Annotated in this window: 13 protein-coding genes; 4 read left to right on the top strand and 9 right to left on the bottom strand. The window is 52.8% G+C overall.

Annotated elements, in window-relative coordinates:
• Positions 1 to 84: 84 nt before the first annotated feature.
• The 3 genes from GBK04_RS23485 to GBK04_RS23495 form a co-directional block, all read right to left on the bottom strand.
• Positions 85 to 2,496, bottom strand: coding sequence for an MBL fold metallo-hydrolase (locus tag GBK04_RS23485; RefSeq protein ID WP_152763941.1), 2,412 nt, complete (start codon positions 2,494 to 2,496; stop codon positions 85 to 87).
• A 175-nt stretch (positions 2,497 to 2,671) separates the two neighbouring features.
• Positions 2,672 to 3,796, bottom strand: a complete 1,125-nt coding sequence (locus GBK04_RS23490) for an Ig-like domain-containing domain (protein WP_373331273.1) — start codon at positions 3,794 to 3,796, stop codon at positions 2,672 to 2,674.
• A complete protein-coding gene (locus tag GBK04_RS23495; protein WP_152763943.1) occupies positions 3,793 to 4,905 on the bottom strand; it encodes a hypothetical protein in 1,113 nt (370 codons plus the stop codon). Before GBK04_RS23495 ends, GBK04_RS23490 begins: the two co-directional genes overlap by 4 nt.
• A gap of 228 nt (positions 4,906 to 5,133) precedes the next feature.
• Between GBK04_RS23495 and GBK04_RS23500 the strand changes: the two genes are divergently transcribed.
• Entirely contained in the window at positions 5,134 to 6,306 is a 1,173-nt protein-coding gene (locus GBK04_RS23500; RefSeq protein ID WP_152763945.1) for an NAD-dependent epimerase/dehydratase family protein, read from the top strand.
• A 49-nt stretch (positions 6,307 to 6,355) separates the two neighbouring features.
• Positions 6,356 to 7,732 carry an amidohydrolase family protein gene (locus GBK04_RS23505; protein WP_152763946.1) on the top strand — a complete coding sequence of 459 codons (1,377 nt, stop codon included), beginning with the start codon at positions 6,356 to 6,358 and terminating at the stop codon, positions 7,730 to 7,732.
• A gap of 23 nt (positions 7,733 to 7,755) precedes the next feature.
• Here the strand turns inward: GBK04_RS23505 and GBK04_RS23510 are convergent, their stop codons facing one another.
• From GBK04_RS23510 to GBK04_RS23520, 3 genes are all read right to left on the bottom strand, one after another.
• On the bottom strand, positions 7,756 to 8,949 hold the full coding sequence (locus GBK04_RS23510; RefSeq protein WP_152763948.1) for a threonine synthase: 1,194 nt from the start codon (positions 8,947 to 8,949) through the stop codon (positions 7,756 to 7,758).
• A 65-nt stretch (positions 8,950 to 9,014) separates the two neighbouring features.
• Positions 9,015 to 9,920 (bottom strand): LysR substrate-binding domain-containing protein, encoded by a 906-nt coding sequence (locus tag GBK04_RS23515; RefSeq protein ID WP_152763950.1) that lies wholly within the window; start codon positions 9,918 to 9,920, stop codon positions 9,015 to 9,017.
• A gap of 192 nt (positions 9,921 to 10,112) precedes the next feature.
• Complete coding sequence (locus GBK04_RS23520) at positions 10,113 to 11,639, bottom strand: DUF4394 domain-containing protein (protein WP_373331274.1); 1,527 nt, start codon at positions 11,637 to 11,639, stop codon at positions 10,113 to 10,115.
• Between the two features lie 361 nt (positions 11,640 to 12,000).
• Here GBK04_RS23520 and GBK04_RS23525 point away from each other — a divergent pair, with 361 nt between their 5' ends.
• Positions 12,001 to 12,183 (top strand): hypothetical protein, encoded by a 183-nt coding sequence (locus GBK04_RS23525; RefSeq protein ID WP_152763954.1) that lies wholly within the window; start codon positions 12,001 to 12,003, stop codon positions 12,181 to 12,183.
• Between the two features lie 77 nt (positions 12,184 to 12,260).
• On the opposite strand, the gene GBK04_RS23530 is transcribed toward GBK04_RS23525, so the two are convergent.
• Genes GBK04_RS23530 through GBK04_RS23540 form a run of 3 tightly spaced genes read right to left on the bottom strand, consistent with a single transcriptional unit; the run spans position 12,261 to position 16,240 of the window.
• The gene (locus GBK04_RS23530) at positions 12,261 to 13,265 is read right to left on the bottom strand and encodes an endonuclease/exonuclease/phosphatase family protein (protein ID WP_152763956.1); all 1,005 of its coding nucleotides are present in this window, start codon (positions 13,263 to 13,265) and stop codon (positions 12,261 to 12,263) included.
• 39 nt (positions 13,266 to 13,304) lie between these two features.
• On the bottom strand, positions 13,305 to 13,748 hold the full coding sequence (locus GBK04_RS23535) for a DUF4440 domain-containing protein (protein ID WP_152763958.1): 444 nt from the start codon (positions 13,746 to 13,748) through the stop codon (positions 13,305 to 13,307).
• A gap of 8 nt (positions 13,749 to 13,756) precedes the next feature.
• On the bottom strand, positions 13,757 to 16,240 hold the full coding sequence (locus GBK04_RS23540; RefSeq protein WP_152763960.1) for a zinc-dependent metalloprotease: 2,484 nt from the start codon (positions 16,238 to 16,240) through the stop codon (positions 13,757 to 13,759).
• Between the two features lie 182 nt (positions 16,241 to 16,422).
• On the opposite strand from GBK04_RS23540, the gene GBK04_RS23545 reads away from it, so the two are divergent.
• A complete protein-coding gene (locus GBK04_RS23545) occupies positions 16,423 to 17,211 on the top strand; it encodes a cupin domain-containing protein (protein ID WP_373331275.1) in 789 nt (262 codons plus the stop codon).
• The last annotated feature ends 4 nt before the right edge of the window (positions 17,212 to 17,215 follow it).

Consider the following 17,215-nt stretch of genomic DNA (forward strand, 5'->3'; position numbering starts at 1 on the left):
CGTGGATACAGTCGGATAGCCATTCAAACAATTCAAGAAAAAACGCGTGAGACTAAAATCCTAAGACTCAACCCCACGCATTCCTTACTTTCTCAATTTTCCATAGGCCAGCAGCGCCAGTCCGGCTACGCTTACCAGTCCCGCGATTTTGAGGGCGGCCGGGTAGGTGGGTTCGGTTTTGGGAGGCACCGACACCACACCGCCCGAACCCACCACAGCCGGACGATTTCGGTACCTACCGTGCTGGGGTACGCTCAGCTGCTGGAAATCGTCGGCTAGTTGGTTGAGTTTTTGGGGTAAATCTTCACCCTGCATCACCGGGCCGTGACCCGAAGCTACTATTTGGGGTTGGAGTTCGGCTAGCTTTTTTACCGATTTTCCGGCGGCTCCCCAATCATATACCACAAAGGCGGGCGGTCCGCTGAGATGTTCCTGATGGGATAGGGTAGCCACTGCCGATTCGGCTTTTGTGGTGGCCAGGGCATCTCCGGCAATCAGCAGGCCATCCGCTTCGCGGAACAGGCTCACATGACCCGGCGCGTGACCCGGCGTATGGAGCCATTTCCAGCCTGAAAGGCCGGGTAACTTGCCATCTTGCGGCAGCGGCCGTACGTACTGATGAATATCGATAGGCGTCAGCGGATATAGGCCCGACAACCAGGCAATCAGCCCGCCCCCAACGGCAGGTTCAGCGGGTGGATAGGCCGAACGGCCCGTGAGGTAAGGCATTTCCATCGGATGCGCATATACGTTCACATCCCAGCTAGCAGCCAGTTCCTTCACCGATCCGGCGTGGTCGAAATGGCCGTGCGTGAGGATGATAGCTTCGGGGCGAGTGTCTTTGCCAAAAAGTTTACCGGCCATTTTCCGAATGCGTGAACTCGCAAGGGCCGTACCCGTATCGACCAGCACCCAGCGGTCGCTGTCTTGGTCCTGCACAAAATACAGGTTTACGAAAATGTCGGTCATCATCCAGACGCCGCTGGCGACGTCAGGTCTTACTTCTGGTTCGGCGGTTTTGGTTTCTTCCATGTGAATTGTGGATTTTAGTGAGTAGTTGGGTAGATACTGCCTAAAAGAGTATGCCACAGGTCTATTTTTTCTTCTGAGCGAAAAGCCAGTCCAGCAGGCCCGGCGTATTCTGAACCTGCCCGCCAATGTCATGCCCCGCCCCTGGGAACTCGGTGTAGCGGGGGTACCTCCGGCGGCCCTGATCGCCCCGATCATATCCCGGGAGCCGCGTACCGGCGCGAGTTCATCGATTTCACCGTGAAAAGCCCACACAGGTACGTCGACGATGGCTGGGGCCAGCCTGGAATCACCACCGCCACAGATCGGCACCGCCGCCGCGAACATTTTCGGATGCGCCGTGATGAAGTGCCACGATCCAAAACCGCCGCCGGATAGTCCCATCACGTACCGTCGTTTAGGATCTATAGAAAACTCCTTTTCCAAAACCTGAATCGTTTCCAGCACCAGTCTGTCGATGGTAGGGTCAAGGAAACTGGTACCCTGGGGAGATTGGGGTACCAGAAGAAAAGCCGGATAGGCTCTGCGGTTGTTATAATTTGCCAGAAATGGGGCGAAGGAACCTTCCACCTGGTTGATGTTATCGACGCCGTGGGTACCCCCGTGGTGCAGACATAGCACGAGGGGGTACCTTTGGGTAGGGTCGTAATCCAACGGCGGCATGAGCCGGTACCGCAGTGTATCGCTCTGACTGTTGGTATACATTCGGGCTTCAAACCGGGCCGCCAGCGCTCTCGCTTTTTCGCTCACCGCATGGGGCTGCACCGGCATAAGGCTATCCGAAAGCAGTCTTTGGCCCAGGAGAACTGATGATACTAACGCAGTTAGGGTACCTAGGGCCATCAGTCCTGTTCGCCATGGGCTCAGCGGACTGTTTTTCCCTTCAACTTTTGCGGTTTTCAGTTCATGCCAAAAATTAACAATGAACAGCATCGGAATCACAACGGTTGCCCGGGAAATTCCTTGAAGTACGTTCTCAAGGGTACCTCTGAGCGAAGCGTCCAGCGTATTCAGCTGCCAGGTCCAGATGGCGGTCAGAATAAAACCTGATGATAGCATGAAAATCCCCACCGCCTTCAACCAAACGCGCTCCTTCGCTTGGGAAAAAGTAAGGCTTATTCCGTACAATACGGCCGTGCCCAGCACGGCAAAAACTGCCGATTGGTAGTATTCTCCTAATTCTCTCCGGGCGAGTAAGGAATAAATGATAAAATCCTGGCAAAGTAAAGCGAGTAACGAAAGTATCCCGGCTGAAAGAGCCAGCCCATAGTTCTTGTAGTGAAAATAACTCAACAGGGCGCCCGATGCTATCAAATCCAGAAAAAATGTAAGGGAGAACCAGGGTAGGTAGGCGGGTACCGTAAAAATGCGGGGACCCAGCTGGATGCGAAGCACCATTTGGAAAAGCGTAGCCACGACGTAGAGGCCGACGAAAAATATGCCAAAAAAGTAGCTTTCCTTCCTCACGCGGGTACCCTGATTTTTGAACGCCGAAAGGCTAGGCTCTCTGAAATAAGACCAAAAAAAAGCCTTCCCCGTATTCAAATGTAGGGAAATGACTTTGGCCGTTTTAGGTGCGGGAAGAAATTAACGTTCTTTAACGGAAATCAGAAACGAAAGGATAAAGGAAGCAGCGGGGTACCTACCGGGCAATCACAAATGGAATTTCCATGAATTCATCGGTAGGTACCTTCGGGTTTGGCCGGGTCACATCCCGGTCGAAGGGGCGATTCAGGTTATTCCCAGCCAAATCTTCCAGAATCGTCCGTACGCTTAGCGTGTAGATTCCAGCTTTCCAGGTCTCGGAAGGTTTGAAATACGCCGTTTTTTCTTCTTCGCCCACTTGCCAGGTACCCCGGATCATCTGGCCGTTTTCGTCCTGAACACGCAATGACTCGGTAATCAGACTATGATCCAATGACTCTTTAAAATCGACTTTCAGCGGTTGGGTTGTACTTCCCAGTGGAGGTACCAGTGCCCATTTTGCGGGTACGGGCGACAAGCTGTCCCGCCTACTGGTTACGAATGATTTGGTGTACAACTGCGGTAGGGGGGTACCTTGCTGATCCTTCCATTGGGATGAAATCTCTATTCGATAGCGCCCGTTTTTCTGCAAAGGCGCTCCCAATAGCGTATTCGGGTGCAAATCACGTTTGATTCGGCCGGGGTCTAGCCACAGCGTGAGTACGGTACGTTCCGGGTTCCAAAGTTCCGGCTGTAAATTCAGAAAAGCGCCCTGCACCGTATCGGAGTCATTCTTAATCAAAAACACATATTCATTCGATTTTCCTTCCTGCATGGGTTGGGAAAAATGGAGGTATATCTTTAGCAAATTTTCGGGCAAAGTATCCTGTGAAGGAAAAATAGCCAGGAGTCGGGGCGCATCGGCGGCATCGGCCAGGGGAATGGCAAAGGTACCCATGCGGACGTTGCGCAGCCTGACCTCATAGTGTAAGCCCCGGGTGAAGGGAATGAGAGGAACGAAGGAAATGCTGTCGGAGCCAACGGAATAATTACCCAAAATCGACACCAGCGAATCGGAACCGATCAGCTTTATTTGGAGCAGATTGGGAATGGAATCGGAAGGTACCCCCTTGGCCAGCGCAATGGGAATAGAAACGCCAACCGCCGTTTTGCCTTTCCACTGAATACGGATTTCGGCCTTTTGGGAGGAAGAAGAACAGCCCCAGGTACCCAGGAAAACAAAAAAGATCAGACCGTACGCGCAGTACGGTCTGATCCGATTCCAAAACTTCCTTCCAATCATAAATACCGCTCACTCGAAGTCCACAAGTCGAGGTTGCCGTTGGATCGGCGTTGCAGAAGTACCATGCGGGAATCGTCGAGCTTGGCCAAGTGAAGCACGTTTGTTACGGGTAACGACACAAAGTCTACCCCGGCGGTAGCAAAGCTTTTTTCCACCGGCGTTGTCAGTGAACCCTGATAGCCTTCAATGCTCTTGTAATTCACTTTGAAAACCGGCCGGTTTGAATTCGCCATCATCAGGTACGACTCGCCGCCTTTGGTCAGCGTGACCATGTCGATCGGTTGGTTGCCGCTGCCCATTTCGGCTACCGTCCGGCCTTTTACGTGTTGTCCGGCTTTCAGCTCATCCATCGGAAACAGCACCAGCGGCGTGCAGGTGTAGCTGGCCACCAGGTACTTCTTGCCGCTGATTTCGGCCGTCGTGAAAGTCCGGATGGGCGATAGCGTTTCGTACTTGCCGTGCGCGGCGTGATATATTTCGAGCGAGGCCTGATCCTGCTTGTTGGTAAAGGGAAAAGGAATCCGCCGGAACGTCGAGTTGAATTCATGGCCCGACAAGCCGCTGACCATCACGGTGCCATCGGCGTAGTTCAGATCCGAAATGGCCGCCACGCGCATAGAATTGCCGCGCTGATCTTTGGCGTCTTCGGCGGGCGCATCGTTCAGGGCGATTTTTGAAAAAGCCACATTTTGGGTACTGACCGGCGTGATTTTGTCGCCGTCTATTTTCAGCAGCACGGGGGTACCATCGCTGTGCTGAACGGCGAGGTAGACACTTTTAGAAACCGGATTGACGGCGATGTCCTGAATCGTAATATTCTGTACTTCGGTACCCAGCAGGGCCGCAAGTTTCTGATCGATGTTCTTGATGTCCACGTTAGCCGCCTTCTCGTTCATGGCGGCGTCTTTGGTGTCCACCGCAAAAATCATCGCACTCTTGGAATCCCCGATGAACAATACGCCTTCCGGCCCGAATGACAACGAATTGATCGATTTTATTTCGGGCGACCCGACGCCCATCCCGTACTTTCCTTCCACCGAACGATGGGTCGTGGCCAGCAGTACGAACCCCGCACAGGCAACAGCTAGTAGATAATACATTTTTTTCATGTTCCTATGTAGTTTAAGAGTTTAAAGAGCTAATTTAATGATATTCAGAATGCTAGGCAACTTCGTGTAGAAGTGTCTATCTTGCAAAACCTACTATTCGGGAAATTGTTTTGGCGTAAAAATCCTGGGGTGTCCTACTCGGCAGCCGACGCCTTCCTACCACTCATCATTCAGTTTTCTGAATGAATGCCAAATTTCTTACTTTTCCTTGTAAAAAAATACGAGGCTATGAACCAGGAACCGAACCGGCGAAAATTTCTACAAACCGGCATTACGCTGGGTACCCTGCTGCCACTGCTGGGTAGATCCCTGAGCAGCTTGGCCCAGAAACCGCAGCCTGCGGCCGCCGAAAGCGCAAAAGCGTTGCAACCACTCTCGATACTGGTATTGGGCGGCACCAGTTTTCTCGGTCCGCAGCAGATCGCCTACGCCCTACAGCGCGGCCACCGCATCAGCACTTTTACGCGGGGACGTACCCAGCCGAAGGTACAAAAAGACATCTTTGATGAGGTGGAACAGCTCATCGGCGACCGGGAGAACGACCTGGAGGCGTTGAAAAACCGTAGGTGGGATGTGGTCATCGACAATTCGGGTAACCGGATCAAATGGGTAAAGGATGCCGTGGCGCTCCTGAAAAATAGTTGTGGCTTGTACCTGTATACCTCCTCCACCGGTGTGTATTATCCTTATCTCGGTCAGAATATTCGCGAAAATACCAAATTGGTGCTAAAGGTACCCGAAGGCATCACGTCAGTACAAAAACTGGAATATGATTACGGGGTGATGAAGTCCTTGAATGAAATCGAGGTGATGAATGGTTTCGGGAAGGAGCGCGCCATCATCGTCCGGCCCACCTACATGATCGGCCCCGGTGACCAGACCGACCGGTTTACTTACTGGCCGGAGCGCATCGCCCTGGGTGGGGAAATCCTGGTACCCGGCAAGGCCGACGATCCTGTCCAGTACATCGACGTGCGTGATGTGGCGGGCTTTATGATTCGCCTGGCCGAAAACCACAAAGCGGGTATTTACAATGCCGTCGGGCCGCCGTCAGCCACGGGGATGCAGGCCTTCGTGTACGGGGTGCATGCGGCGTTCAATTCCCGGGCCTCCTTTGTCATGATTCCGGATTACGATTTTCTGACGAAACACAAGGTGCTGGATGCTATTCCCTGGATCATGCCGATTGGCGACAACCTGGGTTCGGCTCGGCTCGATCTTTCATTCAGCGTGGCCAACGGACTGACCTTTACCCCGCTGGCCGAAACCGTTCGGGATATTCACGAATGGTGGAATTCGGAGGCGGTACCGGAAGAAAAGCGCCGCAAGCTACTGGCAGGCCCCGCTTCGCTGGCTACCAGGGAGCCGGAGATTCTAGCTGCCTGGAAAGCAAGGCGCTGATTCTTTTGCGCATCTATTTATAAATATGAATGATGATTTCTGATTGGCAATGAAAAAAACAGCAGGGTACCTGCTTCTGTCCCTCACCCTGCTGGCAGGTACCTTCCTGCTGGTGAGGCCACGCTCCAAGGCCCTACCGCCGACTTACCTCAAATCCAAACTTCCCTACGCGTACGGACAAATGGCCCGGAAAAAAGCCGACACCTACCTCATGCGGGACGTTGCGGTCATACCCATGAATCGGGATACCTTGCTGCTCCATCAGAATGTACTCATCGAAAAGGGGAAGATCAAACAGATAACCCGGGTTTCGGAACCCATCGACACCGCCGGGCACCCAACGTTAATCGATGGTGCCGGCAGGTACCTTATGCCGGGGCTGAACGACATGCACGTGCATGTGAACGACGAGGACAATCTGCTCCTTTTCATCGCCAACGGCGTAACCACCGTCCGGAATATGGCGGGCGATTCCCTTCAACTGAGGTTGCGGGAAAAGATCGCCCGGCAAGAAGTCCTTGGCCCCACCTACTACGTCGCCAGTCAGATTCTGGAAGGCCCCGATCATCTCTGGAAGTTCAGTACCATCCTCAACACGAAAAAGGAAGCGCGCGCTGCTGTGTTGAAGTACCAGAAATCGGGTTACGATTTCATCAAAGTGTACCATACCCTGCCGAAGGAATTGTATTTGGAAATTCTCCGCGTGGCCGATTCGGTTGGGATTCGGGTCGTAGGGCATATTCCCTTTCAGGTACCCCTCTACCAAACGCTTGCCCTGAGTCAATACTCGCTGGAACATGTCGACGTGCGGCCGATTTCGGCCGAGGTACCTTTGATCAGGAAATGCGAAATGATTGGAAAATCCGGGAAGTGGGTATGCCCTACCTTGCTGGTTTATCGGAATATTCAAAAATCGCCCCTTGATCCTTCCATCCCCACCGATTACGAAGCGTATGTGGACGAGGGTACCCTGAATTTCTGGCGGCAGCGACTCCACTACTTTGGCCCAAACAAGTATGCCTTACAGAAAAACATGGCGAAGATCATGTTCAATAACGGGGGTAGGTTCGTGGTGGGAACCGATTGTTTGAATTCGTACGTACTGGCCGGATTCAGCATGCACGACGAAATGGAAGAATTGGTCAGCGCCGGACTACCCGCTTATGAAGTACTAAAAGCCAGCACGGTCAACGCGGCAGGATTATTACACCGAGCCGATGATATAGGTACCATAGAACCCGGTAAAACAGCGGACTTGGTATTACTCAATGCCAATCCGCTGGAAGCAATAGCCAATACTCGAAAAATCAGGGGAGTAATGGTAAAAGGAAAATGGTTCAGCGCTGAAGAATTAAATAAGATGCTGGCGGCGGTGAGGAAAAATCATGCTTCAAGTCCCGCGGCAAGTCCACGATCACGCCGCTGAGTACCTTCGGAGGCTGACTACGATCACCAGCTACCTTTCAGGTTTTCCAGATACTTCTGGCTGGACCCCGTATTCAAGAGCAGCACCTGCTCGTCGGGTCTGATCCAGCCCAGTTGCCGTAATGTTTTAGCAGCCGCCCAAATCGCCCCACCTTCCGGCGCGACGAATATACCCTCCTGCCGGGCGATTTCCTGCACCCCCCGTACCATCTCATGGTCTGATATGGCTAGGGCGGTTCCTTCGGATTCGCGCAGAATGTCGAGCATCAGCGGCTCTCCGATGGGGCGGGGCACGGCGAGCCCATTGGCCAGCGTGGGTTTGCCCACATACTGCTTGCTGTTGGACTGCTTTCCCAAAAAAGTCTCCACTATTGGACAGCATTGCTCAGCCTGCACGGCCACCATTCGGGGAAGAGGCAGGTCGGGGGCCAGCCAACCCAGTTTTTTCATTTCGTGAAATGCCTTCCAGATTCCAATCAGACCGGTACCACCGCCCGTTGGATATAGGATCACGTCCGGCACCTGCCAGTTCATCTGCTCCGCAATTTCGTAGCCCATCGTCTTTTTTCCCTCCACCCGGTAGGGCTCCTTGAGCGTCGAAACATCGAAGTAGTCAGCCTGCCGATTCATTTCCCGTACCTTGGCCGCGCAATCGTTAATCAGGCCGTCGATCAAGATTAGGCGAGCTCCGTAGGCCTTGCATTCCTCTTGGAAGGCCTCGGGGGTATGCCGGGGCATAACCACTACGGCTTCCATACCGGCGCGGGCGCAGTATGCCGCCAATGCTACACCCGCGTTGCCCGCCGTGGGGATAATACAGGCCTTCTCACCGTTTTCTTTGGCTTTGGAGACCGCCAGACTCAACCCGCGTGCTTTGAAAGAGCCGGTGGGATTCAAACCCTCGTCTTTCAGAACCAGTCGAGGGATGCCGTAGGAATTGCCAAGCCTGTGAACCGGTAATAAGGGCGTCCAACCTTCACCCAGACTGATCCGGTTTTCGGGCCTGAACACGGGGAGCACCTCCTCGTACCGCCAGAGGGAGTAGGGGCGTGACCGTAAATCGGCTTTCGCTATGCGGTCTGGATACAGACCGTAGTCGCAAAGGAGCGGAGCCTGGCAACAGTCGGAAAGCGTATGCCGGCCTAGCGGCGAATAGGTTTTTCCGCAATTAGCACAGCGCAAGTCGCGCAGCAGCGACGGGGTAGAGTGTGTAGACATGGTGGCTATTTTGTCCGAAAGGTGGCATTTGTGCCCGCCCCATGCAAATCGTATTTTGGCATAAACTATTCTATGGAGGAATAGAAACGCTGGGTGGCGCGAATAAAAGTCTGCGACCACTGGTTGTTTTCGGTACCTTTCCGTTGGATGAAATGAAAATTTCGCTCGATCTTCAATCCTTCGATGTGTACCTCAAGCAGGGTACCGGCGGCCAGCTCCTGCTGGATCGCCAGCCGGGGCAGGAACGACAGGCAGGTATCGGCCAGAACGAAATTTTTCAGAGCCTCTGTTCCTCCCAACCGGATTCGGATCTGTAATCTGCCCAACTGAATTCCGTGCATGTTGAGGGCGCCTTCCACCGCTGCCAGGGTACCTGATCCCGCTTCTCGTAAAGCCAGTGGGATGGCAGGCAGATCATTGATGGTTAGCGTCTGGGTGCGGAGCGAACTGTTGGCCGAGCAGACGGCCACTACCTCGTCGGTCATGAAGGGCGTATAGGTCAGGGTGGTAATGCGGGTCATGCTTTCCACGATTCCCACGTCGATGTCATGGTCGAGCAGGGCTTTCTGGATATTGGTCGAATTGCGGTTCAGGACGCTGATTTGGAGCGTGGGGTGCTGGCGCAGATAGGCCGATAAAATGGGAGGAAGTACGTACAGGCTAATAGTAGTACTTGCCCCGATGGCCAGTTTGGTAGGCGGCCGAAAGTTTTCGTTGAGCTGATGCATCGCCTGGTGTAGCTCGTGCTGCAATTGCGTGGCCTCTTGCACTTTTATGTACAGCAATTGCCCGGCCGGCGTTAAACTGACGGTGGTGCCATGCCGTTCGAAAAGCCCGGTTTTGTAGTACTCTTCCAACGACTTAATCTGCTTGCTGATAGCCGACTGGCTGAGAAAAAAGGTTTGACTGGCCTTCGTAAAACTCAGCAGGCGGGCTACTTCCATAAATACCTGATGCTGTAGGGAAAGCATGGTGCATTGATTGATTATATTCGCTGAAAAATCGGCCCGTTGGGCCATGAATGGGTAAAGGTAGCATCAGACTCGAGGATTGGAAAAAATGAATTACTGAAAACGCTTCAATTTGGTGACCCGCTAATCCAAAAAGCGGCAGGAAATTTTTCCTGCCGCTTTTTGAAGTTAATGCCATGAAAAGCCCAAGTCTTACAGCCCAAATCCGAGCGCGAATCCTTTTATGCCGACGGGCAGGTCGCCGATTTGGAAAGCACTGCCATTCGTCAGGTTGATTTTATAGAAGCCCGTGCCGCTGCCCGTGGTCAGGAACGCATAGGCATCGCCCGTGGTACCCCCGATGTCGAAGCCGTTGGCGGCATTGACCGTAATACCCAGGCTACCGATTTCCTGCAAGCCTCCGGCATTGGGCGGATCCTGCTTGAACAGTTTGTTCGACTGGCTGTCGATGTCGTACAGTACGGTCGAGGTAGTACCCGCGAAGCTATTCGTATAGGCAGCACCGTTGATAAAGGGAGTAGGCATACCCATAGCTGGCGTAAGGGTACCATCCACGATGGCGGCACCGGTCGTGACGTTCACGCGCAGATTCTGCCGGTTGTTGCTCACAATCCGTAGGCGATCCGCCACGGGATTGAAATCCACGCCGAAACTGGTACCATCCAGGGGTACGCTCACAATAGATAGCATCGTGGCGGCACCATTCGACAGGTTGATCGTGTAAAGAATACCGTCACTTCCCAAGGCATGCAGCTGTCCGTTGAAGGGCCGGAAATCGATACCCTCGATCATTACGCCAGCTGGCAAACCGGTGATCGGCTTCGGGATGGTGGTAAGGGGTAAAACTTTGGGATTGAAAATGTGCAGGGTATTGGCCACATCGACCACATACGCCACGGGCCGAGTAGGTATGGCAATCCCCGTGATGGTACCTGAAGGCAGGTCGCCTAGCTTTTGTAATTTGCCAGTCATCAGATCTACGTAATTCAGTTCCCACTTCCCACCAAACTGCACGGACGCAATGCCATAATTGTTGTCGGGAGCAATATCAAATCCGCCCGCGGCGGTAATATCCAACCCCAACGGCCCTACTTCCTGAAGTCCCCCGTCGTTGGGTGGGTTCTGTAGGTAGAGTTTGTCCGTCATGGGGTCGATGTCGTACAGCTGGGTACTGGTAGTGCCGGCAAAGCTATTGGTATAGGCCACGGCAGTTACCATCGGATTGGGATAGCCGTTCAGGTTGCCGTCAATGGCAACGCGGGCGCCGGTTTCGGGATGCAGCCGCAAATCCTGTGTCGTATTGGTCACGAGCCGGATGCGGTCTACCGTAGGGTTAAAGTCAAAACCGACCATGGTACCTTCAATGGCAGGCGTGAATGGATCGATGCTCAGGGCCGTGGCGGCTCCGGATTGCAAATTGATATGATATAGGCGACTGGTGCTTCCCACGCCATACAATTGACCGGTAGCCGGACGAAAATCAATGCCCAGTATAGTCTCACCAGTTTGCAGTCCCGTAATGGATAGGGTGCGTAGTGGCGAGGCCGTGTTCTTGACGTTCAGCTCATAGAGTTGATTGGCATCGGTCAGGGCATAAAATACCTGGTCGGGAAGTTGGGGAGCAGCGGGCGGCAGGCGGTGATCTTCGCAGGATTGCAGGACAAATCCGAGGGCCAGTACCATGACGGGTAAGAGCCACTTTTGGGCAAATTTTCTCATTGGGAACATAGTTAGAGGTTGTGTTAAATGACATGTCTCTCTAATTACGCCATTGAGTTACTTTTGGATTTCTCCGAACCAAAAATTGTTCAATTTTTATTAGTGTGATTCAATCGATAGTAAAGGCCGAGATTTGAATTGTGAAAAAAGCGGGGTAAAGGTGTTGCGGTTGTGGGTACCTGGGTTTTCCTTTTTTAATATGTAGAAACTATACCCCGCAGCTAAAAATCGTTTTGTAATAAAGTGCAGGCTAATTAATTGATTGTTAATTATTTACAGTAACAATACTGCCTATGTGGATCTCATGGTACATTAATTGAGTAGAAATGCCGAAACATCCTCATAAGACCGTCATATCCCTATGAATACGAAACAAATTTTCGGTATACTGCTCACCGTTCTGGGTATCGGTGCGTTGATTTACACCGGTATCCAGGTTATGGACAATGATTCCGACCAATTTAAGGTCCTGATTGTGACCGGAATCCTGGGAATTGTCTTCTTCTCATCCGGTATCAAGCTACTGCAGGCTACCCATGAGTAGCGGGTTCAATCGAGTGATTATTCAGCCACCAGGGAAGATCGACTACGCGGATGATTCTTGGGGGGCGAAAAGCTCGATTACGGGGTCCAGTGCAATTTTACGTAGTAGGGGAAATGGTCTGAGCCATATTCGGCTAGTCGCTTCACTTCTAGTACTGTGAATTCTTTTGAAACATACACATAGTCGAGTGGCCAACGCCATAACACCGACTGGGGGTTGAAAGTATTGTAGAGGCCCCTGCCATGCCGCACATCGCCCAAACGGCTGACAGCTTCAAAATGCCGGGAGTTATACGACCAACCTACGTCGTTGAAATCGCCCGCTACAACCGTCGGCAGTGAGTCCTGCGCAATGATTCGACCGGCTTTGACGAGGGCGACTTCTTTTTCCCCAATATTGTCTGGGTATTCGCTTGGCTTTGGAGGCACCGGGTGGAGAGTAAGTAGCTGCATTTGGGGACCGTTAGGGAGGGTGACTTTGACCCGAAAAAAAGGTACATGGGCCTGGTTGAGGTACAGTACTTCGTATGCTTCCAAAGGAATCCTGGAGTACAAGGCCATGCCGTAAGTATTGTCTTCGGGTTTCTCGATACAATACGGATAGGTGCTTTTCAGGACACTCAATTGCTCCACCCACCACCGATCGACTTCCAAAGCTAGCACAAAAGTGGGCTCCCGATCCTGGATACTTTGTATCAGCCCCTGGGTTTGCCGATTTTTCATGTACACATTGGCTACCAAGACGCTAAATTCTCTTTTTCCTTCGTTCTCATCGATCGAATCAGCCGAGGCTACGGCCTTGGGCGCAAAAGGAAGGTACGGATATAAGATGGCTGCCTGCAAGCCTATGGATATAAGGAGACCAGCTACAAACAGGATTCGTAGCGTAGTCCAGGGTTTTGAAAAAATAGCGTAAAAAAGCAGACATAATAGCAGTGCAACGGTGATCTGAAGACGGGGGAAATTGAGGATTTTGATGTACCAATAACGGCTGTCCAACTGAAGGGAAAGTAACGTGGCAGCTATGAGCAACGTACCGAACAACAGAACCAGATAAAATAAAATTGACCTGAAAACGGACATGATGGTGTGATTCGGTAAACTTGATAGGCCAAGCTACGGCTATTTGGCGGGCAGCATGTTGCGGATGGCGCTGATTTTCCATTGGTTCCGTTGCTTCACCACAACGAAGGTACTCCACATTTGTCGGGCGGTACGGTCGTCGTTTTGAATCACATAGCGGGCATCCGCCAATGCACTCTGCGGGTTAAGGTACCTTATTTTTTCTACGGTCAGACTCCGGGTACCCGGTTTGGTGGCCGAGCTGCGCATCATCCCGGACACTGACTCTCCGATCCCGGTTCGCCACTCACCCGTCGATACCAATTGATCCACGTCCGTGGTCAGAATTTTCTTGAGCAATATTGTATCCTGTTTTTCCCGCGCCTCGGAGTAGGCATCGATCAGGTCGTAAATCGCTTTATCAGCTTGGCTAGGGGTACCCTGACCCTGCACGGAAGGCAGGGTCAGGGTACTCAATACGAGGTAAATGGCAAGTTGCTTCATAGGTATATTCAGCTCTTGGCTGGATTAAGAATCGTGTCGATCCGAACGAGCGCATCCTGTACATGGTAGCGCGAAAGATCGTCTTTGTAGCGGTTTTGGGCACTTTTCAACTGTTGTTGCAATTTAACCAATTCCCCCCGCACGATTGAACGGATGTCCGACTGACTGATGTTGACGGGCGTCCCGAAGCGACTCGCGGTAGGTTTTTCGTTGAGCAGGTAATTCATACGGTCAAGGTAAGCTTTCTGCAAATTACGGCGGTAGATGTCGATTTCCGTTCCTTTGTACACTTCGCTCCAGATACCGCGTTGCAGCTGGCTCACCATGTCGAGGGCATTGTACCGTACATCGTTGACTTCATTTTCCATCAACCGCGCCAGGCGGTCAGGTGAGAGCAGGCTGTTGAGGTGACGGGCCTGTAGGGAACGAATTTCGTCCACGTAGTTGGCATGGTGGATGTTGCGCGAGATTTTGGATTCGTGCAGCCAGTCGGGCGAAGCAAACGCATTGGTTAGCAGCCAGTTTACTGAGGTAGCCTGGGTTTTGGCGTCCACGGGCGTGAAAATGTACCCCTCCTGATTGGGTTTCAGGCGGTTTTCGTGCACTCCACCCACGTTGGTTACCACATGACCGATGTAACGGCTCCACACGCCCAGCAATTCGTCGTAGAGTTCTTCCAGGTCGTCGTAGTCGTTGGTTTTTGCGGCCGTCCAGTCATAGAGTTTTGGGGCTACCAATTTCAGGTTTTTGAGGCCATAGGTACTGGCCTGTACCAAATCAGCACCGACATTTTCGGTCTGGCTCTCGGGATCGTAGCCGCCGCTGCCGCTACCAAACTGATACATGGGGTTTCCCGTTTTTTCGTCGATCCACTTCGAGAGGGTAGGTACCTCCGCCTCGGCGGTCCGGGCTTCGGGCAGGTAGCGGTAGCCCCAGTTGATGGCATAGTGGTCATAGGGGCCCAACTGCCGCACGAAGCGGATATTCTCATCGCCGGGCTGCGCCACGTAGTTGTAGCGGGCATAATCCATGATGGTAGCCGCGATGCCGTATTTCTGCGTGAAAGCGCCCGAGCGCAGCGAGTCGGTGGGGTAGGCCGAACTGGCTTTCATATTGTGGGGCAGACCCAGGGCGTGACCTACTTCGTGCGTAATCACTTCCTTCATCATCTCGCCGAGGTCGTCCATGGGCGTGTCCAGCGTGCGGGCGGTAGGGTTGGCCGCGCCCGTTTCCAGCAGGTAGCGGTTGCGGTAGGAACGCAGGTGGTTGTGGTACCAGATGATGTCGCTCTCGATGATTTCGCCGGAGCGGGGGTCGGATACGCTAGGCCCCACGGCATTGCGGGTGGTGCTGGCCACGTAGCGGATAACTGAGTAGCGGACATCCTCGGGACTGAAATCAGGATCTTCTTCGGGCGAAGGCGGATCTTTGGCAATGATGGCGTTTTTAAATCCTGCCGTTTCGAAGGCCTCCTGCCATTGCTCCACACCCGCTTTGATGTAGGGGCGCAGTTTGTCGGGCGTGGCCGGGTCGAGATAATACACGATGGGTTTCACGGGCTCCACCAGTTCGCCGCGCTTGTAGGCCGCGATGTCTTTGGGTACCAGCTTCCAGCGGCGGATGTACGATTTTTCGTCAGCTTTCAGCGCTTCGGAGCCATAATCGAGCTGCCGGATATTAAAGTACCCCACGCGGTAGTCGTTGATCCGGGGCTGCATGGGTACCTTGGGCAAAAGTACCATTGATTGGTTCATCAAGAGGCTGATCGCGCCCGTTTCGGAATTGGAAGGTGGCTCGGCGGCATCGTAGGTGAAGTCCTGCTTCACTTCGATGTTGAGCGGAAAACTTTTGACGCTTTGGATGAAACTGCGGCTGTCGTCCAGCCTGCTCACCTTGTAATTTTTGCGCATTTCGGCGTCCAGGCCGCTGAACGTTTTGATGTCGCTGCTGAAAAACTTGGTTACGTCGATCACGTAGCCCGACGAGTCTTTGGAGAGGGCGGCAATATCGAACGCATAGATGGTAGGCTGGTAGTTGTTGGCCTGCACCGAAATGTTGATCGGCAGCGAATCGGCCGCTACGGCGTTGTAGGATTTGGTTTTGAGGACAATCTTGTCGCCAAATTTTTGCCAGACAACCATCTGTTCGTTGACGGACGAACCCGCGTTGACGTATCCGCCGCCCAGTCCGGAAGGCAGACTGGCAAAACGGCTGACCCACAGGAAGTCGCGCATCAGCAGTGAATCGGGAATTTCGTAGTAGTATTTTTCACCGACCTTATGGACCATAAAGACACCGGAATCAGAAACGGCCTCCTTGGTAATCACCGCCTTATAGGCCTTCATTCCCGTTTTGGGTTTGGCCTTGTCGCTGCTGTCGGCTTTGGCAGTGGCCGTTTTAGTCGTAGCCGGTGCTACTTTGGAGGTTGAGCAGGAAACCTGGACAACCGCCATCAGACAGACCAGGCCCACGGCTTGATAAAATTTTGACATGGGTTAATTGTATTATTTAGAGAAAATAAAAATTGACATTTCGACTGGCTAAATATAGGCCTATTTTGAAAAACTACCCAGTAAGGATGGGCTCAAATAACCGGACGTTGATTCTGAACTCATGATCAGTAGGACTCTGCCCTACCTGAACTTTGGTAAACTAAATCATAAACCACCGCTTGATGAACACTCACTTCCGCTTCGATATCCGTCCTATCCTCTTGGCGCTGCTCATGAGCCTGTCGTTTGCAGGTACCGCCCAATACCAGCAAATCCCGTCGGCAGTTTACCATTGGAATGGCGTTACGGTTACGAAAAAAGCCAATTCTGAGCAACGGGTACTCCTGGAAGGCGCTACTCCGGCGTTCACGCACATGAAGGTCCACGCCACCACGGTGGCAGCGGGCGAGGCACCGCATCCCGGCCACGAACACGCCGACGAAGAACTGATCATTGTGAAAGACGGACAATTGACTGTAACGATCGAAGGGAAGAAAGAAACGCTGGAGAAGGGTAGCATCGCCCTGATCATGCCGGGCGATGAACATGCCCTGACCAACGGCGGCCAAAAGCCGGTAACCTATTACATTATGCGGTACGAAACTGGACAACCCCAACCCGAACGGGGTACCAAAGCCGGCGGCTCGTTTGTAAGGCACTGGAAGGATCTGGAATACAAAACCCACGACAAAGGCGGACGACGCAATGTGTTCGATACCGCCACGACCCAGTCCGAGCGCTTCGAGATGCACATTACGACCCTCAACGAAGGGCTAATGAGCCACCCGCCCCACACGCACAAAGCCGCCGAAATTCTGCTGTTGATTGAAGGCGAAGCCGAAGAAAGCATCGATGGGACGTGGCAAACCTCCCAGATAGGGGATATTATCTTCCTGCAATCGCAGGTACCCCACGCGCTTCGCAATACGGGCAAGGGCTCCGCAACGTACTTTGCTTTTCAGTTTGAGTAGGGTA

This window comes from Salmonirosea aquatica, from assembly GCF_009296315.1.
Lineage (GTDB): Bacteria > Bacteroidota > Bacteroidia > Cytophagales > Spirosomataceae > Salmonirosea > Salmonirosea aquatica.

Excerpts from the sequence above, each read along its gene's own strand:
- GBK04_RS23495 (WP_152763943.1), bottom strand. The coding sequence starts at position 4,905 with ATGAAAAAAATGTATTATCTACTAGCTGTTGCCTGTGCGGGGTTCGTA.
- GBK04_RS23505 (WP_152763946.1), top strand. The coding sequence starts at position 6,356 with ATGAAAAAAACAGCAGGGTACCTGCTTCTGTCCCTCACCCTGCTGGCA.
- GBK04_RS23525 (WP_152763954.1), top strand. The coding sequence starts at position 12,001 with ATGAATACGAAACAAATTTTCGGTATACTGCTCACCGTTCTGGGTATC.
- GBK04_RS23530 (WP_152763956.1), bottom strand. The coding sequence starts at position 13,265 with ATGTCCGTTTTCAGGTCAATTTTATTTTATCTGGTTCTGTTGTTCGGT.
- GBK04_RS23540 (WP_152763960.1), bottom strand. The coding sequence starts at position 16,240 with ATGTCAAAATTTTATCAAGCCGTGGGCCTGGTCTGTCTGATGGCGGTT.
- GBK04_RS23500 (WP_152763945.1), top strand. The coding sequence starts at position 5,134 with ATGAACCAGGAACCGAACCGGCGAAAATTTCTACAAACCGGCATTACG.
- GBK04_RS23510 (WP_152763948.1), bottom strand. The coding sequence starts at position 8,949 with ATGTCTACACACTCTACCCCGTCGCTGCTGCGCGACTTGCGCTGTGCT.
- GBK04_RS23515 (WP_152763950.1), bottom strand. The coding sequence starts at position 9,920 with ATGCTTTCCCTACAGCATCAGGTATTTATGGAAGTAGCCCGCCTGCTG.
- GBK04_RS23490 (WP_373331273.1), bottom strand. The coding sequence starts at position 3,796 with ATGATTGGAAGGAAGTTTTGGAATCGGATCAGACCGTACTGCGCGTAC.
- GBK04_RS23535 (WP_152763958.1), bottom strand. The coding sequence starts at position 13,748 with ATGAAGCAACTTGCCATTTACCTCGTATTGAGTACCCTGACCCTGCCT.
- GBK04_RS23545 (WP_373331275.1), top strand. The coding sequence starts at position 16,423 with ATGAACACTCACTTCCGCTTCGATATCCGTCCTATCCTCTTGGCGCTG.
- GBK04_RS23520 (WP_373331274.1), bottom strand. The coding sequence starts at position 11,639 with ATGAGAAAATTTGCCCAAAAGTGGCTCTTACCCGTCATGGTACTGGCC.